The organism is Streptomyces sp. NBC_01176 (assembly GCF_045039825.1).
GTDB lineage: Bacteria > Actinomycetota > Actinomycetes > Streptomycetales > Streptomycetaceae > Streptomyces.
This window is the reverse complement of sequence record NZ_CP108600.1, coordinates 8870683-8895489: the sequence shown is the minus strand read 5'-3', so window position 1 is coordinate 8895489 and position 24807 is coordinate 8870683. Positions and strand designations below refer to the sequence as shown.

At 71.7% G+C, this 24807-nt stretch carries 22 protein-coding genes and 1 riboswitch; of the genes, 8 read left to right on the top strand and 14 right to left on the bottom strand.

What is annotated here, in order from left to right:
* Window positions 1-44: 44 nt before the first annotated feature.
* Window positions 45-845 (bottom strand): crotonase/enoyl-CoA hydratase family protein, encoded by an 801-nt coding sequence (locus tag OG199_RS38690; RefSeq protein WP_405833523.1) that lies wholly within the window; start codon window positions 843-845, stop codon window positions 45-47.
* A gap of 177 nt (window positions 846-1022) precedes the next feature.
* Between OG199_RS38690 and OG199_RS38685 the strand changes: the two genes are divergently transcribed.
* A complete protein-coding gene (locus tag OG199_RS38685; protein WP_405833521.1) occupies window positions 1023-2693 on the top strand; it encodes an acyl-CoA synthetase in 1671 nt (556 codons plus the stop codon).
* Window positions 2694-2855: 162 nt separating this feature from the next.
* Window positions 2856-4160, top strand: coding sequence for a phenylacetate--CoA ligase PaaK (gene paaK, locus OG199_RS38680; protein WP_401802328.1), 1305 nt, complete (start codon window positions 2856-2858; stop codon window positions 4158-4160).
* Window positions 4161-4197: 37 nt separating this feature from the next.
* On the opposite strand, the gene OG199_RS38675 is transcribed toward paaK, so the two are convergent.
* From OG199_RS38675 to OG199_RS38650, 6 genes are all read right to left on the bottom strand, one after another.
* Window positions 4198-5700 carry an acyl-CoA synthetase gene (locus OG199_RS38675; protein WP_401802325.1) on the bottom strand — a complete coding sequence of 501 codons (1503 nt, stop codon included), beginning with the start codon at window positions 5698-5700 and terminating at the stop codon, window positions 4198-4200.
* Window positions 5701-6166: 466 nt separating this feature from the next.
* On the bottom strand, window positions 6167-7723 hold the full coding sequence (locus OG199_RS38670; RefSeq protein WP_405833520.1) for an acyl-CoA synthetase: 1557 nt from the start codon (window positions 7721-7723) through the stop codon (window positions 6167-6169).
* Entirely contained in the window at window positions 7720-8832 is a 1113-nt protein-coding gene (locus OG199_RS38665; RefSeq protein WP_405833518.1) for an NAD(P)H-dependent flavin oxidoreductase, read from the bottom strand. The genes OG199_RS38670 and OG199_RS38665 overlap by 4 nt, the downstream gene beginning before the upstream one ends.
* A gap of 253 nt (window positions 8833-9085) precedes the next feature.
* Complete coding sequence (locus OG199_RS38660) at window positions 9086-9490, bottom strand: hypothetical protein (protein ID WP_405833517.1); 405 nt, start codon at window positions 9488-9490, stop codon at window positions 9086-9088.
* An 841-nt stretch (window positions 9491-10331) separates the two neighbouring features.
* A complete protein-coding gene (locus OG199_RS38655) occupies window positions 10332-11897 on the bottom strand; it encodes a phytoene desaturase family protein (protein ID WP_401802315.1) in 1566 nt (521 codons plus the stop codon).
* Between the two features lie 91 nt (window positions 11898-11988).
* Complete coding sequence (locus OG199_RS38650; RefSeq protein WP_405833515.1) at window positions 11989-14256, bottom strand: tetratricopeptide repeat protein; 2268 nt, start codon at window positions 14254-14256, stop codon at window positions 11989-11991.
* A gap of 364 nt (window positions 14257-14620) precedes the next feature.
* On the opposite strand from OG199_RS38650, the gene OG199_RS38645 reads away from it, so the two are divergent.
* The gene (locus tag OG199_RS38645; RefSeq protein ID WP_405833513.1) at window positions 14621-15067 is read left to right on the top strand and encodes a hypothetical protein; all 447 of its coding nucleotides are present in this window, start codon (window positions 14621-14623) and stop codon (window positions 15065-15067) included.
* Between the two features lie 25 nt (window positions 15068-15092).
* On the opposite strand, the gene OG199_RS38640 is transcribed toward OG199_RS38645, so the two are convergent.
* Window positions 15093-16283, bottom strand: coding sequence for an acyl-CoA dehydrogenase family protein (locus OG199_RS38640; RefSeq protein ID WP_356807392.1), 1191 nt, complete (start codon window positions 16281-16283; stop codon window positions 15093-15095).
* Between the two features lie 125 nt (window positions 16284-16408).
* A complete protein-coding gene (locus OG199_RS38635; RefSeq protein ID WP_168526353.1) occupies window positions 16409-16630 on the bottom strand; it encodes a CbtB-domain containing protein in 222 nt (73 codons plus the stop codon).
* Between the two features lie 36 nt (window positions 16631-16666).
* A riboswitch (cobalamin riboswitch) is annotated at window positions 16667-16810 on the bottom strand.
* Window positions 16811-16952: 142 nt separating this feature from the next.
* Between OG199_RS38635 and OG199_RS38630 the strand changes: the two genes are divergently transcribed.
* Window positions 16953-17552: a histidine phosphatase family protein gene (locus OG199_RS38630; protein ID WP_405833510.1), complete on the top strand. Its 600-nt coding sequence runs from the start codon at window positions 16953-16955 to the stop codon at window positions 17550-17552.
* Here OG199_RS38630 and OG199_RS38625 read toward each other — a convergent pair.
* Window positions 17541-18023 carry a ferredoxin gene (locus OG199_RS38625; RefSeq protein WP_405833508.1) on the bottom strand — a complete coding sequence of 161 codons (483 nt, stop codon included), beginning with the start codon at window positions 18021-18023 and terminating at the stop codon, window positions 17541-17543. The two genes, OG199_RS38630 and OG199_RS38625, sit on opposite strands and share 12 nt — an antisense overlap.
* A 65-nt stretch (window positions 18024-18088) precedes the next feature.
* Window positions 18089-18490: a nuclear transport factor 2 family protein gene (locus OG199_RS38620; protein ID WP_351722843.1), complete on the bottom strand. Its 402-nt coding sequence runs from the start codon at window positions 18488-18490 to the stop codon at window positions 18089-18091.
* An 84-nt stretch (window positions 18491-18574) separates the two neighbouring features.
* On the opposite strand from OG199_RS38620, the gene OG199_RS38615 reads away from it, so the two are divergent.
* Window positions 18575-19138, top strand: coding sequence for a PadR family transcriptional regulator (locus OG199_RS38615; protein WP_356807396.1), 564 nt, complete (start codon window positions 18575-18577; stop codon window positions 19136-19138).
* 320 nt (window positions 19139-19458) lie between these two features.
* Window positions 19459-19926 carry a hypothetical protein gene (locus tag OG199_RS38610; protein ID WP_356807398.1) on the top strand — a complete coding sequence of 156 codons (468 nt, stop codon included), beginning with the start codon at window positions 19459-19461 and terminating at the stop codon, window positions 19924-19926.
* Here OG199_RS38610 and OG199_RS38605 read toward each other — a convergent pair.
* Window positions 19893-20606: a GNAT family protein gene (locus OG199_RS38605; RefSeq protein WP_356807400.1), complete on the bottom strand. Its 714-nt coding sequence runs from the start codon at window positions 20604-20606 to the stop codon at window positions 19893-19895. The two genes, OG199_RS38610 and OG199_RS38605, sit on opposite strands and share 34 nt — an antisense overlap.
* Window positions 20607-20826: 220 nt before the next feature.
* Between OG199_RS38605 and OG199_RS38600 the strand changes: the two genes are divergently transcribed.
* Window positions 20827-21399 (top strand): TetR/AcrR family transcriptional regulator, encoded by a 573-nt coding sequence (locus OG199_RS38600; protein ID WP_266696681.1) that lies wholly within the window; start codon window positions 20827-20829, stop codon window positions 21397-21399.
* Here the strand turns inward: OG199_RS38600 and OG199_RS38595 are convergent.
* Window positions 21391-22539 (bottom strand): CaiB/BaiF CoA transferase family protein, encoded by a 1149-nt coding sequence (locus tag OG199_RS38595; RefSeq protein ID WP_405833506.1) that lies wholly within the window; start codon window positions 22537-22539, stop codon window positions 21391-21393. The two genes, OG199_RS38600 and OG199_RS38595, sit on opposite strands and share 9 nt — an antisense overlap.
* Before the next feature lie 76 nt (window positions 22540-22615).
* Between OG199_RS38595 and OG199_RS38590 the strand changes: the two genes are divergently transcribed.
* Window positions 22616-23806, top strand: a complete 1191-nt coding sequence (locus tag OG199_RS38590) for an acyl-CoA dehydrogenase family protein (protein ID WP_266696683.1) — start codon at window positions 22616-22618, stop codon at window positions 23804-23806.
* A gap of 16 nt (window positions 23807-23822) precedes the next feature.
* Here the strand turns inward: OG199_RS38590 and OG199_RS38585 are convergent, their stop codons facing one another.
* Window positions 23823-24611: a polysaccharide deacetylase family protein gene (locus OG199_RS38585; protein ID WP_405833504.1), complete on the bottom strand. Its 789-nt coding sequence runs from the start codon at window positions 24609-24611 to the stop codon at window positions 23823-23825.
* Between the last annotated feature and the right edge of the window lie 196 nt (window positions 24612-24807).

Sequence of the window (24807 nt, the reverse complement as noted above, 5' to 3'; positions counted from 1 at the left end):
TGTCTCCTTCGGAGGTCAGGCGCGCCCGGGCGGGAGCTCGGGGGTCAGACGCGCCGGTAGACGGGTGGGCGCTTCTCGGCGAAGGCGCGGGAGCCCTCCTTGGCGTCCGCGGTGTCGAAGATCGGCCAGCCGCGCGCGAGCTCGGCGGCGAGGCCGTCGGTCTCGGTCATCTCGGCGGTCTCGTACACGGACGCCTTGACGGCCTCGACGGCGAGCGGGCCGCAGGCGTTGACCCGTTCGGCGATCTCGAGCGCCTTGGCGAGCGCCGTTCCGTCCGGTACGACCTGGCCGACGAGACCGATGCCGGCGGCCTCCGCGGCCGAGTAGGAGCGCCCCGTCAGCAGCATTTCGAGGGCGTGCGTGCGCGGGATCTGGCGTGGCAGACGGACCGTGGAGCCACCGATCGGGAACAGTCCGCGTCTGACCTCGAAGAGGCCGAAGAGCGCCGACTCGCCCGCGACACGGATGTCGGTGCCCTGGAGGATCTCGGTACCGCCCGCGACACAGGGTCCCTCGACGGCGGCGATCACCGGTTTACGGGGGCGGTGGTGGCGCAGCATCGCCTTCCAGTGCAGATCGGGGTCGGCTTTCAGCCGGTCCCGGTACTGCTCGCCCTCCATGCCCTTTCCGGCCAGCGCCTTGAGGTCCATGCCGGCGCAGAAGGCGCCGCCCGCGCCGGTGAGCACGATCGAGCGGACCGCGTCGTCCGCGTCGGCCTCGGTCCAGCCGTCGTACAGGCCGACCAGCATCGGCAGCGAAAGCGCGTTCTTGGCCTCGGGCCTGTTGAGCGTGAGCACCAGCGTGGCGCCTTCGCGCCGCACGGTGAGGTGTTCCGTCCCACCCATTGCCGTCCTCCCGTCGCAGGAACGAGAACAGGTTGCAGGAGGTGTGGAGTCAGTACAAGGGTTTTCTGACAGACAGTCAGATTTCTTCTGCGCGGGCCCTTCCCAGTTGCGGCGGGCTTTGCTCTGATGACCGTCGAGCCGAGGGGCGGCCCCGGACGTTCGGCGTCAGGAGGAGCGGTGGAGTACAACCTTGCCGACCTGTTCGAGTCGGTCGTCGACGCGGTCCCCGACCGCGAGGCGCTGGTCTACCTCGACCACCCCGGCACGGGCGCGGAACGCCGGCTGACGTACGCGCAACTGGACTCGGCGGCGAACCGCATCGCCCACCACCTGATCGACAGTGGCATCCGCCCCGGCGAACACCTGGGGCTGCACCTGTACAACGGGATCGAGTACGTGCAGACCGTCCTGGCCTGCCTGAAGGCGCGGATCGTGCCGGTCAACGTCAACTACCGCTACGTCGAGGAGGAGTTGGTCTACCTCTACCAGGACGCCGATCTGGTGGCCCTGGTCTTCGACGCGGAGTTCGCCGACCGGGTGACGGCGGCGCTCCCGCGGACCCGCGCCCTGCGCCACCTCGTGCGGGTGGGAACGCCCGCGTCCGGCGCCGGGACGGCCGGCGCGCGGACCGCCCCCGACGCCTCCGCCCCCGCCTCCGCCCCCGCTCCGACCCTCGTGGACTTCGCGGACGCCGAGGCCGCCGGGTCTCCCGGGCGGGGCTTCCCGGCGCGCTCGGCGGACGACCAGTTCATCATCTACACCGGCGGCACGACCGGTATGCCCAAGGGCGTCATGTGGCGGCAGGAGGACCTCTTCTTCGCGGGCCTGGGCGGCGGCGCCCCGACGGGTGAGCCGGTCGCGAAGCCGGAGGAGCTCGCCGAGCGGGTCGCGGCGGGCGGTGAGGGCATCACGTTCTTCCCCACTCCCCCGCTGATGCACGGCACCTCGACACTGACGGCCTTCATCGGGTTCAACTTCGGGCAACGGGTGGTGATCCACCGCAAGTTCGTGCCCGAGGAGGTCCTGCGGACGATCGAGCGGGAGCGGGTCACCAGCGTGTCACTGGTCGGCGACGCGATGCTGCGACCTCTGATCGACGCGCTGAAGGGGTCCATGAAGGGCACGGACTGCTCCTCCATGTTCAGCCTGTCGTCGTCCGGCGCCATCATGTCGGAGACGGTCCGCGCGCAGTTCCAGGCGCTGGTCCCGAACGTGATGCTGCTCAACAACTTCGGCTCCTCGGAGTCCGGCTTCAACGGCACCGCCACTGCCGACTCGGGCCCCGGCAGAGGCTTCCGGGTGCGCGTCAACTCCCGCACCCAGGTGGTGGATCCGGCGACCCACGAACCGGTCGCCGCAGGTGAGATCGGACGCATCGCGCAGCGTGGCCATGTACCCCTCGGCTACTACAACGACCCGAGGAAGACCGCTGAGACCTTCTTCCGGAGGGACGGCGAGCGGTGGGTCCTGCTCGGCGACATGGCCACCATCGACGAGGAGGGCATCGTCACCGTCCTCGGCCGCGGCTCCCAGTGCATCAACACCGGCGGCGAGAAGGTCTACCCGGAGGAGGTCGAGCAGGCCCTCAAGTCCCATCCGGACGTGTACGACGCCCTGGTCGCCGGCGTGCCGGACGAGAGGTGGGGCAACCACGTGGCGGCGGTCGTGCAACTGCGCGAGGGGGCGCGCCGGCCGTCCCTGGAGGACATCCAGGAGCACGTCCGGGACCACCTCGCCGGCTACAAGATCCCCCGCCAGCTGGTCATCACGGACGCCATCCAGCGATCACCCAGCGGCAAGGCCGACTACCGCTGGGCACGCTCGGTGGCCGCGGAGGCCGCCGGCTGAGCCCCGCGCCGCCCTCGCCTGCCGCACCTCGGGCACGGGCTCGCGAAGAAACTGGACGCCGACCCCTTGCACGAGACGGACCGGCCTGAATTACTGATCCCGAACAGCTCGACCGAATGATCGGTCGCCCGGATTGGTACGGTTGGTGAGGGAGGAGTCCCCATGGCGGATTCCACGGTGTCGAAGGACCTGCTGGACGCGGGAGAGCGGCTGGACGCCGACGCGCTGCGGGCGTTGCAGGAGGAACGGCTGCGGGCGTCGTTGCGGCACGCGTACGAGAACGTGCCCTTCTACCGGGAGTCCTTCGACAAGGCGGGCGTACGGCCGGAGGACTGTCGCACCCTGTCCGACCTGGCACGTTTCCCGTTCACGACGAAGTCGGACCTGCGCGAGAACTATCCGTACGGGATGTTCGCCGTGCCCCAGGAACGGATCCGCCGCCTGCACGCGTCGAGCGGGACCACCGGGCGCCCCACGGTCGTCGGCTACACGGACAACGACCTTTCCATGTGGTCCGACATGGTGGCCCGTTCGATCCGGGCGGCGGGCGGGCGGCCGGGCGACAAGGTTCATGTGGCCTACGGCTACGGGCTGTTCACGGGAGGTCTCGGCGCCCACTACGGCGCCGAACGGCTCGGCTGCACGGTGATCCCCGCGTCCGGCGGCATGACGGCACGGCAGGTCCAGCTGATCCAGGACCTGCGCCCCGAGGTCATCATGGTGACCCCCTCGTACATGCTCACGCTGCTCGACGAGTTCGAGCGGCAGGGTGTCGACCCGCGCGGCACCTCGCTGCGGGTGGGTGTCTTCGGCGCGGAGCCGTGGACGGAGGAGATGCGGCGCGAGATCGAGGAGCGGTTCGCCATCGACGCCGTGGACATCTACGGCCTGTCGGAGGTGGTCGGCCCGGGCGTCGCCCAGGAGTGCGTGGAGACCAAGGACGGGCTGCACATCTGGGAGGACCACTTCTATCCGGAGGTCGTCGACCCGATCACCGGCGAGGTGCTGCCGGACGGCGCCGAGGGCGAGCTGGTGTTCACCTCGCTCACCAAGGAGGCCATGCCCGTGATCCGCTACCGGACGCGGGACCTCACCCGGCTGCTGCCCGGCAGCGCCCGCGTCTTCCGGCGGATGGAGAAGATCACCGGGCGCAGCGACGACATGGTGATCCTGCGGGGGGTCAATCTCTTCCCGACGCAGATCGAGGAGATCGTGCTGCGCACGCCGGGCGTCGCGCCGCACTTCCAGCTCCGGCTGACCCGTGAGGGCCGTCTCGACGCGCTCACCGTACGGGCCGAGGCACGGCCCGGCGCCACACCGGAACTCCGCGCCGCGGCCGTGCACTCCATCACGGCGGCCGTGAAGGACGGGATCGGCGTGTCGGTCACCGTCGAGGTCGTCGAGCCGGAGTCGCTGGAGCGGTCCGTGGGGAAGATCAGGCGGATCGTCGACCTGCGGGAGCGCTGAATCGCGTCCGCCGCCGGACGGCGGGGTCCGGCGCGGCCTACGACTCCGCCGCGAACCGGTCCCTCAGTTCCCGCTTGAGGATCTTCCCGCTCGCGTTGCGCGGCAGCTCGTCCACGAACAGCACCCGCTTGGGCGCTTTGAAGTGGGCGAGCTTCTCGCGTGCGTGCGCGACGAGTTCGTCCCCGCTGACCTCAGCGCGCGCGACGACGACCGCCGTGACCGCCTCGATCCACCGTTCGTCGGGCAGGCCGATCACCGCCACCTCGGCGACCGACTCGTGCGTGTAGAGCGCGTCCTCCACCTGCCGCGAAGCGACCAGGACGCCGCCGGAGTTGATGACGTCCTTCACCCGGTCCACGACGGTGAAGAACCCGTCCTCGTCGTGGACCGCGAGGTCCCCGGAGTGGAACCAGCCGTCGCGGAAGGCCTCGGCCGTCTCCTCCGGCTTGTCCCAGTAGCCCTCGCACAACTGCGGTGAGCGGTAGACGATCTCGCCCCGCTCCCCGTCGGCCACGTCCTTGCCGGACTCGTCGACGACCCGGGCCTCCACGAACAGCACCGGCCGCCCGCAGGAGTCCATCCGGCCCTTGTGCTCGTGGGGGCCGAGGACCATGGCCAGGGGGCCGATCTCGCTCTGGCCGAAGCAGTTGTAGAACGCCAGCTTCGGCAGCTGTTCCCGCAGTCGCTCCAGGACGGGTACCGGCATGATCGACGCCCCGTAGTACGCCTTGCGCAGCCCGCTCAGGTCGCGGGTCGCGAAGTCGGGCCGGTTGGCCAGGCCGATCCACACGGTGGGCGGGGCGAACAGGCTGTCCGCGCGTCCCGCCTCGACCAGGTCGAGGATCGTGTCGGCGTCGGGCGCGTCGAGGATCACGTTCACGGCGCCGACGGCGAGATACGGCAGCAGGAACACATGCATCTGGGCCGAGTGGTAGAGCGGCAGCGCGTGCACGGGCAGGTCGCCGGCCTGCAGGTCGAGGGCGGTGATCGCGCTCAGGTACTCGTGCACCAGCGCGCGGTGCGTCATCATCGCGCCCTTGGGCAGCGCGGTGGTGCCCGATGTGTACAGGAGTTGCGTCAGATCCTCACCGCGCGGCTCCGGGCCGTCGTACGGCGGGGTCTCGGCCAGTCGCGCGAGCAGTGAGTCGCCGGCGTCGCGCAGGGGCAGGGTGCGCGTGCCCTCGGGCAGGTTCCCGGCCAGGTCCGGATCGGTCAGGACGAGTCCGCAGCCGGCCTGGCCGACGATGTACGCCAGGTCGTCACCGGTCAGGTTCTGGTTGACCGGCACGTGCACCAGTCCGCCGCGGGCGCAGGCGAGGAAGCCGATCAGGTAGGCGTCCGAGTTGTGGCCGTAGGCGCCGACGCGGTCGCCGGGCGCCAGTCCCGCGGAGCGCAGGGCCTGGGCCGCGCGGGAGACGGCCTCGTCGAGTTCGGCGTAGGTCCATGAGCGGTCGCGGTAGTGGACCGCGACGCGCTCCGGGGTCCGCCGGGCGCTGCGGCGCAGCACCCCGTCGACCGTGACACTTCGTCCCGCCGTCATGACCTGCTCCTTCGTCCGCCGCTCTGGCGTGATCCTCGTTCCGGTCCGTGAGCGCGGTCAAGCGTTCGGCGCGTTCGACGCGAAGACGCTCCGCCTGTCGCGACGCCGGTGGCGAAGGCGGCGGTACGGCTGTGGGCAGCGACGGCGGATCCGTCGACGTGCGCGGGGCGGGTCGCGCACGCGGGGCGTGGGACCGCACGATCACGCCCGACACGCGGTCCGCAGGGTCGCTGCGGCCCCTCGCCGACACGGTGACGGAGCCGCGCCGGCGGGCGGCGCGCTCAACCCCATCCGGGCGCCGACTAGTTCGACGCGCGGGCGGCAAGAGCGTCCCGGTGCCGGTCGGCACGGAGTCGCTGGAAGTGTGGAGCGAGGTCGAGCCGGTGTGGGATCGCGCCCGCCGGCGGACACATCGAGGTGGCCACCGGGTCCTCGTGCGTCCGGGCGGGCCCTTCAGGGACGCGTCTCACACGGCTCGGGTGCGGCCCTCCCAGTACGGGTCCCGCAGCCGCCGTTTGTAGAGCTTCCCGTTCGGGTCGCGCGGCATCGACTCGATGAAGTCGACGCTCTTGGGGCACTTGTACCCGGCGAGACGTTCCGCGCAGTGGCGCAGGACGTCCGCGGCGAGGGCCGCTCCCGGTGTGTGTCCGGGTGCGGGCTCGACGACGGCCTTGACCTCCTCGCCCCAGTCGTCGTGCGGGATGCCGAAGGCCGCCGCGTCGGCGACGGCGGGGTGGGAGAGCAGCGCGGCCTCGATCTCGGCCGGGTAGATGTTGACGCCGCCGGAGATGATCATGTCGATCTTGCGGTCGCGGAGGAAGAGATAGCCGTCCTCGTCGAGAAAGCCGAGGTCGCCGACGGTGAAGAAGTCACCGATGCGGTTCTTCTTCGTCTTGCTCTCGTCCTTGTGGTACGAGAATCCGCCGGTGCTCATCTTCATGTAGACGGTGCCGAGTTCACCGGGTGGCAGCCGCTTGCCGTCGTCGTCGAAGACGGCGAGTTCGCTGATGGGCCAGGCCTTGCCGACGGTGCCGGGTTTCTTCAGCCAGTCCTCGGCCGTCGCGAAAGCGCCGCCGCCCTCGCTGGCCGCGTAGTACTCCTCGACGCTGTGGCCCCACCACTCGATCATGGCCCGTTTCACGTGGTCGGGGCAGGGGGCGGCGCCGTGGATGGCGTGCCTCATCGACGACACGTCGTAGCGGGCGCGGACCTCGTCGGGGAGCGCCAGCAGCCGGTGGAACTGGGTCGGGACCATGTGGGTGTGGGTGCACCGGTGGGTGTCGACGACCCGGAGCATCTCCTCGGGTGTCCACTTGTCCATCAGCACCAGACGGTGGCCGATGTGCAGGGAGGCGCCCGCGAACTGGAGTACGGCCGTGTGGTAGAGCGGCGAGCAGACGAGGTGGACGTTGTCGTCGAAGGGCCTGATGCCGAAGATGCCGAGGAAGCCGCCGAGGTAGGTCTCCTCGGGGAGCTTGCCGGGCAGCGGTCGGCGGATGCCGCGGGGGCGGCCCGTGGTGCCCGAGGTGTAGTTCATGACCCAGCCGAGGGTGCGGTCGGCGGGCGCCGATCCGTCCTGTCCGGCGAGGAGTTCGGTGTACGGCCGGAAGCCGTCGACCCGGCCGACGGCGTAGCGGCTCGTGGGCGGCAGTCCCGCCTCGTCGGCGGCGTGGCGGGCGGCGTCGGCGAACCGTTCGTGGGCGATGAGGACCTTGGCGCCAGAGTCCGAGACGATCCAGGCGATCTCGGGGCCGACGAGGTGGTGGTTGACGGGGACGAGGTAGAGGCCCGCCTGCGAGGCGGCGAGGTAGGCGACGAGGAACTCGACGCCGTTGGGCAGGACGACGGCGAAGGCGTCACCGCGTTCCAGCCCGGCGGCGCTCAGCCCGTGCACCAGTTGGTTGGCCGCGGTGTGCAGTCGGCCGGCGCTCCACTCGTCGCCGTCCGGGGTGACGAGGACCGTCCGCCCGGGGTCGGCGGTGGCCTGGGCCCAGAAGCCGTTCGGTGAGGTCGAGGTGGTCACGGTCGGGCGCTCCTTCCGGCGATCCTGTTGATGCGGTCGACGGCGTGCTCGAAACCGCGGGTCAGGTCGTCGAAGACGGCCTGCACGCTGCGTTCGCTGTTCATCCGGCCGACGATCTGCCCGACGGGCGTCCCGAGCAGTGGCTCCACCTCGTACTTCTGGATGCGGGAGACGGCCTCGGCCACCAGCAGCCCCTGCAGGGGCATGGGCAGGGTGCCGGGACCGTGCGGATCGTCCCAGGCGTCGGTCCACTCGGTGCGCAACTGGCGGGCCGGCTTCCCGGTCAGCGCGCGCGAGCGGACGGTGTCGCCGGACCCGGCGGCCAGCAGCTTGCGCGTCACGGCCGGCGAGTGCAAGTCGGCCTCGGTGACGGTCAGCCACAGGGAACCGAGCCATACGCCCTGGGCGCCGAGGCTGAGCGCGGCGGCCACCTGCTGCCCGCTGCCGATGCCGCCTGCCGCGAGGACGGGCAGCGGGTCGACGGCGTCGACGACCTCCGGCGTGAGCACCATCGAGGCGATCTCCCCGGTGTGGCCGCCCGCCTCGTAGCCCTGCGCGACGACGACGTCGATGCCCGCCTCGGCGTGCTTGCGGGCGTGCCGGGCGCTGCCCGCGAGGGCGGCGACGAGCACCCCTTGGTCGTGAGCACGCCGCACGACGTCGGCGGGCGGTGAGCCCAGCGCGTTGGCCAGCAGCCTGATGGGATGGTCGAAGGCGACGTCGAGCTGGGTGCGCGCGACCTGTTCCATCCAGCCCGTGATGCGCCAGCCGGGGGCCTCCCCCTCGGCGAGGCCGGGCACGCCGTACTTGGCGAGGGTGTCCGCGACGAACTGCCGGTGGCCTTCGGGGATCATCGCCTCGACGTCCGCCTCGGAGACCCCCTCGACCTTCTTGGCCGGCATCACCACGTCCAGACCGTAGGGCCTGCCGTCGACGTTCGCCTCGATCCAGTCGAGGTCGCGCTTGAGGTCGTCGGGGGCGGTGTAGCGGACCGCGCCGAGCACGCCGAGACCGCCCGCGCGACTGATGGCCGCGGCGACGGCGGGAAACGGCGTGAAGCCGAAGATGGCGTGCTCGATCCCCAGTTGCTTGCTCAGCTCCGTCTGCATGGCCGCAGGATGCCGCAGTCGCCCGGCCGAGGGAAGGCCTTTTCTGATACTCCGTCAGATCTGGATCCGTTTTCCGGGTCGCCACCGGGAACCATCTCGCGCGAGCCGTCGCGGTGCGTCCGGCGAACGGTCGTACATCGCGGTTCTCCGGAACGGCGAGCCCGACGGCGACCCTGACACGGCCCGCCGCCGGGCCTCATCGCCCGGACCAGGCTCGACCTCGAACCTCCCTGACCCAGCCGTTAAAGATCTTCTACAAGGCGCCAGGGGGCAGCAGGTGTGGGGCGCGGTCGCCGAGGACGGCGAAGACCTCGTTCTTCGCCTGACCCCGCAGCTCCGTCATGAAGGCGAGGTCCACGCGGCCGGTTCGGGCCCAGATCCCGCCGAGGGACTCCGCACACTGCTGGGCCAGCACGCTGGTGAAGTCCTCGGCGCGGATGATCCGGATCAGGCCCGATTCGACGAGCGGGCCGGTGAAAAACTCCAGGTCCATAGCCGCGTCGGACTTTTCGTCCTCGCGCGCCGTGGGGTCGTCAAGGATTCCGACAAGCAGAACCGCCCGCTCCTCGGGCGTGATCTCCGCCCGGCTCTCCGGCACGGTCCCCTCCGTGGTGCGGCGGCGTCCCTTTGTGAACAGCCCCGCCAGCCAGGTCCTCATCTGCAACACATCCTCGATCCCGTCCACAAGGTGCCCTCGCCGATGCCGCTGCCGCTGCCGCTGCCGAGCACGTCACCGAGGCCACCGCCACCACGCCGACCGGCCCGCCCACGAAGCCCACTTCCGCCGGTCTCGGCGCCATTGCCCGCGCCGGCGAGGCCGCCCGCCGGGCTGGCGCTGCAGTGGATGGCCGTCTGGGTCCGCTCGGTGCGGACGCCACATCGTAGACGTCGTAGGCAACGGGTGGCAGCGATTAGGAGCCTGCCGCCGACCTCCCAGATCGGTGGCTCCGCGCGGCACCCACGGCTTGTCCAAGGTGAGGTGCTCAAGGTTCGCAACCCTGCTGTGCTCGACTGCGGCAGCAGGTCGATCTCGGCTTCATGCCCTCGTCATCAAGACCGGAATCGCCCAACCTTCGTCACCCAAGCCGTTAAAGATCTCTAGACGCCGGCGGAGGCGTCACGGTCGAACGGCGGTTGAACCGGGTCCGTGCCACCGGCCGTCCCGGTCCGGGCCACGATCAGAACTCGGGCCGTACCGCGCATGTTCCCCACGCCGAACCAGACCGCCGGCATCGACACCCGGAACAGCGGGGCGAGTCGGCGCAGAATCCCATGGGCCCGCCGGTCGGCGACCGGCGGGACCCGGTCCCGCAGTGGCAGGCTCCCGGGCCGGCCCCTGCGGACGGGGCCGCACCCTCGAGTCCCAACGCAGCGACCGACGCGCCGAACTGACGCAACCTCAGCGCTGTGAACAGGGACGGCGGAGACGGCCCGACGCCGCGATCGCACCAGCCCACACCAAGATCATCTCACCACGACCAGCAGTCGCGGGACACGTCTCAACCTCCCTGGCCCAGCGACTCCAGCACCGCCTGCGCCGCGTTGTGCCCGGGCACCCCGCTCACCCCGCCCCCGCGGACCGCGCCCGCCCCGCACAGCAGGACGTTGGCGTGCGCCGTCTCGACGCCCCAACGGCCCGTGCCCTCCTGGGCGTACGGGAAGGCGAGGTCGCGGTGGAAGATGTTGCCGCCGGGCAGCCGCAGATCGCGCTCCAGGTCGAGCGGCGTCTTCGCCTCGATGCACGGGCGGCCCTCCGCGTCGGTGGCCAGGCAGTCCGCGAGCGGTTCGGCGAGCTGTGCGTCCAGCTGCGCCAGGGTGGACTTCAACAGCTCGGCACGCACGGCGTCGTTGTCGTGCGCGAAGAGCCGGGCAGGCGTGTGCAGGCCGAAGAGCGTGAGCGTCTGGTAGCCCTGCTCGACCAGCTCCGGGCCCAGGATGCTGGGGTCGGTGAGTGAGTGGCAGTAGATCTCGGAGGGCGGGGCGTCGGGCAGTCGGCCGGCGGCGGCCTGCGCGTGAGCGGTCGCCAACTGCTCGTATCCCTCGGCCACATGGAAGGTCCCGGAGAAGGCCTCGCGCGGGTCGACGGAGCTGTCGCGCAGCTTCGGCAGCCGCTTGAGCAGCATGTTCACCTTGAGCTGTGCGCCTTCGGCCGGGGTCGGCGCCGCCTCGCCCGTGAGGGTCGCGAGCTCCTGCGGCGAGGCGTTCACCAGGACGTGCCGGGCCGCGACGACGCCCTCGCCGTCCGCGGTCCGGTAGGTGACCTCCGCACTCCGCCCGTCGGTCTCCACGCGGATCGCCTCGTGGCCGGTGGCGATCACGGCGCCGGCGCCGCGCGCGGCGCCGGCGATCGCGTCCGTGAGGGCGCCCATGCCGCCGACCGGTACGTCCCAGGCACCGGTGCCGCCGCCGATCACGTGGTACAGGAAGCAGCGGTTCTGCCGCAGCGAGGGGTCGTGGGCATCGGCGAAGGTGCCGATGAGGGCGTCGGTGAGGACGACGCCTCGCACCAGGTCGTCGCTGAAGTTCTCCTCGACGGCGACGCCCACCGGCTCCTCGAACAGCACCCGCCAGGCCTCCTCGTCGTCGATCCGGCCACGCAGCTCGTCGCGGGTGGGCAGCGGTTCGGTGAGGGTCGGGAACACCCGCTGGGCGACTCGGCCGGTCATGCCGTAGAAGCGCTGCCAGGCCTCGTACTCGCGGTCCGACCCGGTCAGCCGCCGGAACGCCTCGCGGGTGCGCCGCTCGCCGCCACCGACGAGCAGTCCGGTCGGCCGGCCGTCGCGTTCGACGGGCGTGTACGAGGACACGGTGCGTCCGCGGACCCGGAAGTCGAGGCTCAGGTCGCGCACGATCTTCCGGGGCAGCAGGCTGACCAGGTACGAGTAGCGCGACAGCCGCGCGTCGATCCCGGCGAACGGCCGGGTGGACACCGCGGCGCCGCCGGTGTTCCCCAGGCGCTCCAGCACCAGGACGGAGCGTCCGGCACGGGCCAGGTAGGCGGCGGCGACGAGTCCGTTGTGGCCCCCGCCGACGATCACGGCGTCATATCCCTCGTGTACAGGCATGGTTCTTGGTAGCACGCGATGATCTAGGTCTGCCAGAGGTACGCGGCAGCCGGCGGGCGCCCGGATGGCCGCTCGGGACGGCCCGGGAGGCTCAGTGCCCCTCGGCCGCCCGCTGCTGCCGCATCGCCGCGACCCGTCGGTACAGCTCGACCGCCTCCTGGGCGCGCCCCAGCTGCTCCAGACAGTGCGCCTCGTCGTTGCGGCTGGCCAGGGCGTCGGGGTGGTTCTCGCCGAGGACGCGCTCGCGGGCGACGGCGACGGCACGGTACTCGGTGAGCGCGTCGGCCCAGCGGCCGAGCCAGCCGAGGCCGACGGCGACCTCGCGGCGGCTGACGAGGGTGTCGGGATGGCCGGGGCCGAGGACCCGTTCACGGATCGCGCACACGTCGCGGGATTCGGCGAGCGCCTCCTCCCAGCGCCCCATCCGGCCGAGGTTGACGCCGAGTCCGTGCCGGGCGCGAAGGGTCTCGGGGTGGGCGGGGCCGTGCACCCTGGTGCGGTCGTCGATCAGGTCGCGGTACACCTCCAGTGCCTGTTCGCTGCGACCGAGCCGGCCGAGACTGACGGCGACCTCGTAACGGGCGGAGAGCGTGTCCGGGTGGTCGGGGCCGAGGGCACGTGCCCGCGCCCCTGCCACCTCCCGGTAGGTGCTCAGCGCCTCCGGCCACCTTCCCAACTGGCCCAGTGCGTAGGCGACTTCGTAGCGGGTGAGAAGAGTGTCGGGGTGGGCCGGACCGAGCACCCGCGCGCGGGCGTCAGCGACCCCGCTCGCCATCCGGTAGGAGTCCTCCAGGCGGCCCAGCCTGCTCAGGTTGAAGGCGAGGTTGTGCCGGCAGCGCAGGGTGTCCGGATGGTCGGGCCCCATGGCGTGTTCCCGGGCGGCGAGCACGGACGTGTAGGCCTGGTGCGCCTCGAAATGACGGCCCAACTGGCCCAGGACGTAAGCCGTTTCCTGTCGGGCGGCCAGGGTGTCGGGGTGGTCGGGGCCCAGCACCCGCTCCCTGACCCGGGCCACGTGCGCGTAGGCGTGCAGCGCGTCGGCGGCCCGGCCGGTGCGGCTGAGCGTGAAGCCGACCTCGTACCGGCTGGCGAGCGTGTCGGGGTGGTCGGGGCCCAGCAGGTGCTCCCGTTCGGCGGCGACCGCGCGGTGCACCTCGCCCGCCTCGGTCCACCGGCCGAGCCGGCCCAGACTGAGTCCCGCGTTGTGCCGCCCCGCCAGGGCGGTGAGCAACTCCGGTGACGGCGTGGGCCGTTCGGTGCGGTCCGGCGGCGCGAACTCCGTCGTCGACGGGCGTACGGTCCACTCGCCGGTCAGTCCGGCCGACGCGTCCGGCGGCGTGGCGCGCAGCCCGGCGCCGGTCGCCTTGTGGCCGGTGGTCATGCCCCGCGTCCAGGAGGGCAGCACCGGGTCGCGGGTGGGTGGCGGCTCGGCCGCGGACGCCAGGATCCGCTGGTCTGGGGCCGGCCGGCGGAGTACCGGCGACAGTACGGTCTGCGCGTGCACCGGCGTCGTACGGCCCTCGCTGATCCGGCGGCCGAGCTCGCCGGCGTCCCGCGGCCGCCGATCCGGCTCCTTGGCCAGCAGGTCCAGGATGATCCGCTCGACGTACTCGGGCAGCTCGGCCCGGCGCCTGCGCGGTGGCTCGGGAAAGGTGTCGCGGTGGCTGATGAGGACCGCCCACGCGTCGTCGAGGTCGAACGGCGGTGCCCCGGTGGCGATCTCATAGAGCACACATCCGAAGGAGTACAGGTCGCTGCGCCGGTCGACCTCGGCACCGCTGATCTGCTCCGGCGACATGTAGTGCGGCGTGCCCATCGCGATACCGGTGCCGGTCAGCCGGGCCGTGAAGTCGATGTCGTGGCCGAGCCGGGCGATGCCGAAGTCGCAGATCTTCACGGTGCCGTCGGCGAGCCGCATGATGTTCGCCGGCTTCAGGTCCCGGTGCACGATGCCCTGTTGATGGGTGTAGGCGAGCGCGGCCGACACCTGGTCGGCGATGTCGACGACGTCGGCGACCGGCAGCGGATGCCGCTCGTTGTCCTCCAGCAACTGACCGAGGTTGTGTCCCGCCAGCAGCTCCATGACCAGGTACAGCACGCCGTCGGACTCGCCGAAGTCGTGCACCACGGTCACCCCGCGGTGCTGCAGCGCGGCGGCCACCCGGGCCTCGCGCCGGAATCTCTCCCGCAGGACACCGGTGAAGGACGGGTCGTGGTGCGGGCTGAGGGGCTTGAGGCACTTCACGGCGACCTGTCGCCCCAGCGACTCGTCGCGGGCGCGCCACACCTCGCCCATGCCTCCCCGCCCGATCAGATCGAGCAGTCGGTACCGGCTCTGGAGCAGCCTGGTCTCCGCCATCTCGTGCGATCGCCCCCGTCGCTGCTCGCCGCGCCCTCCCCTGGCCCGTCCAGTATGGCGAGTTATCTGCCGACTTTGTACGGCACCCGGCGCGAGCGGGGGCGGCGCCGCGCCAGGGCGTGCAGCACGTGCGGGGACGGGTGGTGCCGGCGACGACGTACGGGGACGCAGCGCAGTACGGTGCCCGGGAAGCGCACCGCACGGGACGCTCGAACGGGCCGAGAAGGGCGGGACCGCCGCGGCATCGGGGCGTGCGCTCAGGGCGTTCAGACCGGTCACCCCCGAAACCTGACCCGGCTGGTGCCCGTCGAGTGCCCCGGACGTACCGGCAGGGCTGTCGGTCGTGGGTGCCAGAATCGGTGGCATGACGCTGTGCGACTACTTCTCCGCCGCTGACGATCAAACCGCCGTCGCCGTGGGGGAATCGCCCGGGGGTCCGGGCCCGGCCGCGCTGGACGTGGTCTCCCTGAAGGGCGTCGACCCGGTGGTCGCCCTCGCCCGGCTCGAGGCGATCGCGACGGACTGCGGCTATGAGGAGGCCGGTCGGCGCCCTCGGTCCGGGCAGCTGTTGTCCGAGCCGGACGGCGACGGCCCGCTCGTGTTCAGCCTGTCGGACACCCTGGTGGCGGCCCTCGCCACCGCGGCTCGAGGCGACCTCCGGCGCTTCGCGGAGTCGTGGTCCACGACCGACGAACTGCGGCAGAACCAGGTCGACGCCGAGACGGCGGCCGTCGCCCTGGAAGCCCTGGCCGGCCTGGCTCGACGCGCTCAGCCGGCCGGCCTGCGCCTGTACTGCTGGTGGGCGCTGTGAAAGGCCGGGCTTCCGCAGAGGCAGCTCAACGCCGTACCCGTGGCATCCCCAGCCCGATCCACGAGATGATCTCCCGCTGGATCTCGTTGTTGCCGCCACCGAAGGTGAAGATCACCGCCGACCGGTAGCCGCGTTCCAGTTCGCCGTGCAGGACGGCGCCCGCCGAGCCCTCCTTCAGGACACCCGGCACCGCGACGATCTCCATGAGCCAGGCGTACGCGTCCCGGCGCGCCTCGGAGCCGTACACCTTGACCGCGGAGGCGTCCTGCGGGGTGAGGGTGCCCTGCTGGACGGCGTTCACCATCTGCCAGTTCAGGAGCTTCATGGCGTCGAGCCGGGTGTGGGTCTGCGCGAGCCGGCGGCGCACCCAGGGGAGGTCGACGACCCGGCGGCCGTCGGCGAGCTTGGTCTCCATGGCCCAGCGCTGGACGTCGTGCAGGGCGCGGATCGCCATGGTGCCGTGGGCGGCGAGGGTGACGCGTTCGTGGTTGAGCTGGTTGGTGATCAGCCGCCAGCCCTTGTTCTCCTCACCGACCCGGCGGGAGACGGGGACGCGGATGTTCTCGTAGTAGCTGGCGGTGGTGTCGTGCGAGGCGAGGGTGTTGATGAGGGTGCAGGAGTAACCGGGGTCGGAGGTCGGTACGAGGAGCATGGTGATGCCCTTGTGGGGCGGGGCGTCCGGGTCGGTGCGGACGGCGAGCCACACCCAGTCGGCGGTGTCGCCGTTCGTCGTCCAGATCTTCTGCCCGTTGACCGTGTAGTGGCCGGTGGTCTCGTCGCCCTCGCGTACGGCCCGGGTCTTCAGCGCGGCCAGATCGGTGCCCGCGTCGGGCTCGCTGTAGCCGATCGCGAAGTCGATCTCGCCGGAGAGGATCCTGGGCAGGAAGTACCCCTTCTGCTCCTCGGTACCGAACTGCATGATCGTCGGGCCGACGGTGTTCAGCGCCATCAGGGGCAGCGGTACGCCCGCCTGGGCGGCCTCGTCGAAGAAGATGAACTGCTCCATGGGCGTGAGGCCGCTGCCGCCGTACTCCTTGGGCCAGCCCACACCGAGCCGGCCGTCCGCGCCGAGGCGGCGGATCGTCTCGCGGTAGAACCGCTTCTGCGCCGCCGGGTCGCCGTACCGGGCATAGGCGTTGTCGGGCACCAGCTCGGCGAAGTAGTCGCGCAGTTCGGTCCGCAACCGCTGCTGCTCCGGCGTGTATTCGAGATGCACGGCGCCTCCTGGCTCCCCAAGGCGGGACCTGACGGCGCACACCGTAGAACGTGTTCCAGAAATAGGGAATGGCGGTGACATGCGAGAGGGGGCGCCCAGCCGGGCGCCCCCTTCTGCCCGAGCCGTCAGTGGCAGGGGAACCCGAGGAGATGGCGGGCGTCGTGCACCCACTCGTGGACGTTCTCACCGGACACGAGGGAGGTGGCGCCCTGTTCGGCGCCGACGAAGTAGAGCAGGACCAGCATCAGGACACCGAAGAAGACCGCCCAGGGGACGATCGCACCGATCGGCAGCTTGGCGGGAACGGCGGTGGGGGTGGCGGTCGGCTGGGCGACGGACTGCGCCATGGGGCAGTACCTCCTGGGGAACTCGCGTCCCGTCTCGGTGGTGCACAGGACGACGGCCGCGGGTCTGACTTGCTCGACCTCCGCCGCCCCGGGGAGGGGTGGCGTGCGCTGGGCATACAGTGGCGCGACCGTGCCGGACTCCCACCGGACTTCCGCCGAACCGTCGTCAATATCATCCAGACCGTACCGCGAAGCCCGGGCCCGGCCAAGGGCGCGTGGCAGGAGCGCAGTTGCGCGCCGGGGCCGGTCAGCGGGGGCGGATTCCCGGTTCCGGCAGGGGACTTGGGCACGGGTGAACACGACAGCGCACGAGAGTGAACGTATGACGAGCCGAGTGATCTTGATCTCAGCCGCGATCGGCGCGGCGCTGCGGGAGGCCCGCTTCGACGAAGGGGGCCGGGTGGAGGCCGCGGGGCTGCGGCTCGCGCGGGCCGCCGCGGGCGCGGTACCCGGCGCGGAGCGGCTGTGGGTCTCCCCCAGCGTGCGGTGCCGCGAGACCGCTGACGCGCTGGGCCTGGACGCGGTGCTGGACGTACCGGAGCTGGCCGGTCTCGACGTGGGCCGATGGCGGGGCGCGACGCTGGAGGAGGTCAGCTCGAAGGAACCGGAGGCGGTGGCCCGGTGGCTGGCCGATCCTCGTGCGGCACCGCACGGCGGGGAGTCGGTGCGGGCGTTCTGCGACCGGGTGGCGGGCTGCCTCGACACGGCCGCGCAGGTGACGGGCCGGACCGTCGCCGTGGTGGAGCCGGAGGTGGTACGGGCCCTGGTGGTACGGGTGTTGGGCGCGCCGGAGTCGGCGTTCTGGCGGGTCGACGTACCGCCCCTGACCGCGACCGAGTTCAGCGGTCGCTCCGGACGCTGGAACGTACGCGTCGGACGGCCGCTCGCCCCGTCGACGGAAGCGGCCGGCTCAGACGGGTAGCAGGGTCGCGAGGAAGTCCGTGCAGGCCTGGGCGCACGCGCGACAGGCCCGTGCGCCGGCCTGCGCGCCGGGACACCGGTCGAAGACGTCCGCGCACTCACGGCAGACGGACCGGCACCACTCGACCTGGACACGGATGCCGGCCTCGCCCCGGGGGTGCTGCCCGTCCAGGACGAGGCAGGTCGCGTCGCACACCTCGGCGCACATGAGGCCCATACGCCGCGCGAGTTGCCGCACCTTGGGTCCGTCGGGATCCATGCAGCTCGCCCGCAGCGCGCAGGCGCGGGCGCACTCGACGCAGGCCTGTGCGCAGTCGAAGCGGTCTTCCAGGAAGCGGATCGGTTCCTGGAGGCGGGTCGGTTCCTGGAGGCGGCTCGGTTCCGGGAGGCTGACCGGTTCCGAGGAGCGGACCGGTCCCCGCTCGGGTGCCGGCGCGGTCGTCTGTTTCGCCTTCGTCTTCGTCGAGGTCACCCGGCGCGGGTAGCCCCCGGGAGTCGCGTCAAACCCCGCGTGGACGGCCGGCGCCGGGGCGCGGCTCACCGGCCCGCGGCGTCCGCCGCCTCCCGCGAGATCCGCTCGAACTGCGCGCCCATCGCCTCGGAGAGCGCATGGGCCGCCGAGAGCGGGCGGACCATGACCATCAGGTCGTCGATCCTGCCGTCCTCGTCGAAGTGCAGGAAGTCGCAGCCGTTGATCTCCTTGTCGCCCACCTTCGCCGTGAAGACCAGCGCGTGGTCACGGCCGTCGGCACCCGCGATCTCCCGTACGTAGCGGAAGTCGGTGAAGACGCGGGTGACCCCGCGCAGGATGGCCGCGGTGATCGCCTTGCCCGGGTACGGCTTGAAGGCGACGGGGCTGGTGAACACGACGTCGTCGGCCAGCAGCTCCTCGACCGCGGCGAGGTCTCCGGCCTCCACGGCCTTGCGGAAGGGGTGCATCGGGATCCCTGCTCTCATAGTCAACTAATTGAATAGGTGCGTAAGAGATTAGTCGCGGGGGTGTATGCCGTCTAGCCTTGGCCCATGGCATTGCGCAACGCGGTCCTCGCCGCGCTCCTGGAGGGTGAGGCGTCGGGATACGACCTGGCCAAGGAGTTCGACGCCTCGGTGGCCAACTTCTGGATGGCGACCCCGCAGCAGCTCTACCGGGAACTCGAGCGGATGACGTCCGAGGGGCTCATCGAGGCCCGGCTGGTGCGGCAGGAGCGACGCCCGAACAAGCGGGTCTTCTCCCTCACCGCGGCGGGACGCGTCGCCCTGCGCGAATTCACCGCCGACCCTCCGAAACCCACCGCCATCCGCGACGAACTGCTGGTCAAGGTCCAGTCCGTCGACGCGGGCGACGACGCGGCCGTACGGGCGGCGATCGCCGAGCGCCTGGAGTGGGCGCGCGCCAAGCTGGCCCGCTACGAGCGGCTGCGCGCGCGACTGCTGGACGGGCGCACCGAGGACGAGTTCCTGGCCCGCGCGGAGCGTGTGGGCCCCTATCTCACCCTGATGCGGGGGCGCTCCTTCGAGGAGGAGAACATCCGGTGGGCGGAACGGGCCCTGGACATCCTGGAGCGGCGGGCCGCGGTGCGCCCCTAAAAGAGCGCCTTGTCCCGTCGGGTGCGTTCGGCAGACGTTTGGTCAGCGGAATGGGCTGGGACCGCCGAGGCCAGAGTCGTGGTGCGGAATCCGCGTGAACCAGGTGGTCGACGCGCTGGTGATGCGATGTTCTTCCGCCGCGCCCGTGACCAACAGCCGGATGCGCTACATCACAGGCTGAAACCCAGTGGCTTGCGAATGCACCGGGGAGCGGATGAGGTTCGCGCCGTGGGCGTGCGGGGAGGAGGAGTGGCGTCGGCTCGGGTGTCGGAGAGCTAGGGTCGCTTCGGTGACCTGCTTGGCGAGTTGAGGGGTTGTCCGTGGCAGAGCTTGTCCGTCGGCAGCACGTGGATGCCTACGTGGGGTACCACGCTTTCGGGCTCCAGGAGAGCGACGACGCAGACCTGCCGGTTCCCTTCCCGGACGACTTCGACTTCGACGTCTTTCTCAGCGCCCGTCCCGGGCGGCTGGACATCACCAGCGGCGGCCACACGCACACCGCCGCAGTCAGCGTGGAAGTGTGGGACGGCCCCCCGCCCGAGCAGGACCTGTCTGACTGGGACGAGCAGGCCGAGGCCGATTTCGAGTCCATCAGCGGTGAGGTCGCCGTGTGGTCCATGCACACAGGCCGCAGCGACGAGCTCATTACGCTGGCGGACTCCGGCGGTTCGTGGCGGGTGCGCGTCAGCTGCGTCGGCCGGGCCGCCGCAGCCGCTCTGTCGGAGGGCGAGGGCACCGGGCTGGGTGTCGAACGCTACCTGGTGCGGTTCTGGCCCGCCCAGCCGTGAACGGACCCCGCCGACAGCGGGCGCCGGTCGGGGATCGCCGGAGATCCGTCCCGCAGGTCCCAGGACCGGGGGCGGGTGAGCTCCTGCCACTCGTCCCGGAGCAGGGCCAGCACCGCTACGTCGTGCCGGCGGCCCCGGTGCAGGCAGGCGGAGCGGCGCACCCCCTCCTGGACGAACCCCGCCCTGGCCAGGGCGCCGAGGGCCCCGGTATTGGTGGTGTGGGTGACCGCCTGGACGCGGTGCATGGGCAGTTCACCGAAGGCGAGGTCGACCAGCGCGTCGACGGCGTCCGCGCCATGGCCCCGGCCCCGGTGGCCGGGGTCCAGGAGCAGCATGATCTCGGCTGTGCCGTCGACCATGTCCTGGTCCGTCAGGGCGATGTGGCCGATCGGTGTGCCGTCGGGGAGCAGGACGAGGAAGTCGTCGCGGTCGTGCTCGTCGCGGTCGCGCTCGATGCGCTCGCGCACGGCGGAGAGGGAACGCGGCCAGAAGCCGATTTCGTGGGCGGCCACGGGGTCGGAGCGCCAGACATGGATCAGCTCCGCGTCGTCGACGTCGAGCGGCGCGAAGGCGACGCCCCTGCCCCGCCAGCAGACCTCCCGAGGCGATTCCGCCTGCTCGTCGTCCAGTTGCACCCCGGTACGGCGCCCGTCCACGATCCCCGCCCCGTCTTCGATCACGGACGGAGGCTACCGACCACCGGGACCGGTGGACCAGTCATTTCTGCCTCCGGCCGACCTGCTGCGGGCGGGACCCGGGTGACCCTGGTCAGAAGGTGATCGCCGGATCGGGGGTCGTCCGCCGCTAAAGGAGGCCGTCCTGCGGCGGCGGGTGGCGCGACGGCCCGGGGTTCCCCTGCCGGGATCCGGCCCCGCGAAGGTGAGCGGTTACGCTGAGGCCATGCCGTCCACACGTCGAACAGCGCGCCAGACAGACCTCCTCGAACGGCTCGTCGCCTTGCTGGCGGCGGAGGGGTTCGCGTCGTTCACGCTCGACGAGCTGACCGAGCGGCTGCGCTGCTCGAAGACGACGTTGTACCAACTCGCGGGCAGTAAGCAGGAGTTGGTCCGGGAGGCGGTGAAGCACTACTTCCGGGAGGCGGCCGGCGCCATCGAGAAGCAGGTGGCGGACACCTCCGCGCCGGCCGACCGCGTGGTGGTCTACCTGAACGCGGTCGCGGAGCGGCTGCGACCGCTGTCCCGGCGATTCCTCGACGACATGGCCCAGTTCGAACCGGCCCGTGAGGTGTACGAGGCCAACACGCGCCTCGCGGCTGCCCGGATCAGGCAGTTGATCGCGGACGGTGTCGCCGCGGGCGCGTTCCGTGACGTCCATGCCGCGTTCGTGGGCGAGGTGGTGGCCGCCACCATGCAGGAGATCCAGCGTGGCGAGGTGGCCGCGCGCACCGGGCTGAGCGACGCGGAGGCCTACGCGGAGCTGGCCTCGCTCATCGTGCACGCCGTCTCACCCTGACCGGACCGCCGGCGGCGAGGACTCGACGCCCCAGTCACGGAGCACCGACTCGGTGTCCGCGCCCGCCGCACGGGGCGCCGAGGGCTGTCTGCTGGGGGTGCGCGAGAAACGCGGCGCGGGGGCTGCCTGCAGGATGCCGTCGACCTCGACCAGGGTGCGCCGGGCCACCATGTGCGGGTGCGCGCCCGCCTCGGCGAAGGTGAGCACGGGCGTCACGCACGCGTCCGTTCCGGCGAAGTGCTCCGCCCACTCGTCGCGTGTGCGGGAGGCGAACCTGCCCGCGAACCGGGACCGCAGCACCGGCCAGCCGTCACGGTCGCCCTGCGCGGGCTGCTCGGCGGGGTCCAGCCCCAGCCCGTCGAGCAGGGCCGCGAAGAACTGCGGCTCGAGTGCGGCCACGGCCACGTACTTGCCGTCGCCGCACGCGTAGGTGTCGTAGAAGGGCGCGGCCCCGTCGAGAAGGTTCGAGCTCCGTTCGTCCGACCACTCCCCCATGCCGCGCAGCGCGTACGCCATCTGGCCCAGCAGTGCGGTCCCGTCGACCATGGCGGCGTCGACGACCTGCCCGGCGCCCGATCGGGTGCGTTCCCAGAGCGCGGCCAGGACACCCACGACCAGCAGCATGGATCCGCCGCCGAAGTCCCCCACGAGGTTCAGCGGCGGGGCCGGCGGCCCGTCGCCCCTGCCCATCGCGTGCAGGACACCGGTGAGCCCGATGTAGTTCAGGTCGTGCCCGGGATCCCGGGCGAGCGGCCCGTCCTGACCCCAGCCGGTGATTCGGGCGTAGACGAGCCGCGGGTTCGCGTCGCGGCAGTCGTCCGGGCCGATGCCGAGCCGCTCGGCGACACCCGGCCGCAGGCCCTCGATGAGCACGTCGGCCCGCGCCGCCAGGCCTCGCACCAGCGCCCGTCCCGCGGGATTCTTGAGGTCGGCGAAGACCGACCGGCGGCCACGCTGCACGGCGTCGGTCGCGCCGGCGGGGCCCAGGCTGAGCGCCCGGCCGGACGGCCGCTCGACCCGCACCACGTCGGCGCCGAGGTCGGCCAGCACCATGGCCGCGTGCGGAGCCGGCCCGAGTCCCGCGAGTTCCAGGACGCGCAGGCCCGCGAGCGGGCCGGCGGATCCATCTCTGGACTGCATGGCCATACGGTACCAAAAACGATACTGTTGTATCGATCGCCGTATCATTAATTCCCCGAGCGACCGAGGAATCACCATGCCAGCCACCCGAACGCTGCCCGCCCAGGAAGCCGTCGATCTGATCGGCCTCACCCGCGAGCTCGCCGAGAAGGAGCTCGCCCCTCGCGTCGCCGAGGCCGAAGCCGAGGAGAAGTTCCCCCGCGAGGTCTTCCGCACCCTCGGCCGGGCCGGCCTGCTGAGCCTGCCGTACGCCGAGGAGTACGGCGGTGGCGGCCAGCCGTACGAGGTCTACCTCCAGGTCGTGGAGGAGATCGCCGCCGTGTGGGCCAGCGTCGCGGTCGGCGTCTCGGTGCACGCGCTGTCCTGCTTCGCCCTGGCCGCGTTCGGCACCGAGGAGCAGAAGCACAAGTGGCTGCCCGGCATGCTCGGCGGCGAGCTGCTCGGCGCGTACTGCCTGTCCGAGGCCCATGCGGGATCCGACCCCGCGGCGATGCGCACGCGGGCCGTCAGGGACGGCGACCACTACGTGCTCGACGGTGCCAAGGCGTGGACCACGCACGGCGGGCACGCGGACTTCTACACGGTCATGGCGCGGACGTCCGACGCCGGCTCGCGGGCCATTTCCTGCTTCCTCGTCCCGGCCGACACCCCCGGCGTCATCGCCGATCCGCCCGAGCACAAGATGGGCCTGACCGGGTCGGCCACCGCCACCGTGCGCCTGGAGAACGCCCGCGTTCCCGTGGAGTACCGGATCGGCGAGGAGGGACAGGGCCTCGCGATCGCGTTCGCCGGGCTGGACTGCGGCCGGCTGGGCATCGCGGCGGTGGCCACGGGCCTGGCCCAGGGAGCACTGGACCACGCGCTGCGCTACTCCCGCGAGCGGGAGACCTTCGGCCGCCCCATCATCGAACACCAGGGGCTGGCCTTCGTCCTCGCGGACATGGCCGCGGCCGTGCAGGCCTCCCGCGCCACCACGCTCGCCGCCGCGCGGCTCAAGGACCAGGGCCTCCCGTTCAGCTGCGAGGCGTCCATCGCCAAGCTGATCGCCACCGACAACGCCATGAAGGTCACCACGGACGCCGTCCAGGTACTGGGGGGCGCCGGCTACACCCGCGACTTCCCGGTCGAGCGCTACATGCGCGAGGCCAAGGTCATGCAGATCTTCGAGGGCACCAACCAGATCCAGCGTCTGATCATCGGCCGGGCGCTGCGGGAGAGCGACCGGGGCACCCTCCGGGTCCACGACCAGGAGACGCACCGGCCCTGACACCGCGCCCCGCGGGTCAGCGCACGGGGAAACCGAAGGAGTACCCCTGCTGCTTCAGCCACGGCAGGATCTCGCGCAGCCCGTCGACGGTCTCGGAGCGGTCACCGCCCGCGTCGTGGAAGAGGACGGTCGGGCCGTTCGGGATCTCCTGCTTGACGGTGGCGACCAGGACGTCGGTGCCGGGCCGCTCGAAGTCCTTGGAGTCGACGTTCCAGCCGAGCGGCCGCATCCCGCGGGAGGCGGCCAGCTTGCGGCTGTACGGCGTGAAGGCGCCGCCCGGGGCCCGGTAGTACTGCGGCCGGACGCCACCCGACGCCTTGGTGATCATGCGTTCGGCGTCCAGGATCTGCCGCGACTGGTACGACTCGGACTTCTTGTCCATGGTGGTGTCGTGCGACACCGTGTGGTCGCACAGCCGGTGCCCGGCCGCCACCACCGCCCTGACCAGGTCCGGGTGCGCCTGAGCCTGGGTGCCCACCATGCAGAACGTGGCCTTCACGCCGTACTCCCGCAGCACCTCGAGCACCCGCGGTGTCCAGACCGGGTCCGGTCCGTCGTCGACGGTGATGTTGACGCCCCGGGCGCCACGGTCCGAGGCATGGGCGATGTCCACCGACACCGGCGCTCTCGCGGGCCCCTGGGCGCGCGGCCCGGCAGGGTGGGCCGGGGCCACCGCTCGTCCTGGTCCGCTCTCGACGGGGCCGGCCTGCGCGCTCCACACCGAAGTGGTGACGGCTACCGCCGTCATGCCGACCGCCGCCGCGAGTACCCGGCCGTACCGTCCCCGCCCGCCACGCCACGCCATGTCCGTCCCGCCCCTTGCCGTCTCCGTCGTTCCCGCGCACCCGTCAGCACGAGCGAAATCAACTGCGGATCCTCAGGGGGGACCGCGCCCCCGACGGCGAGGGCGGGCGCGGACCGTCCCCGCCGGCCGGTACGCGACCCGAACCGACCCGAGCGTGTCGGTACACGTGACCATCGCCCTTCCAAGACCGATACTT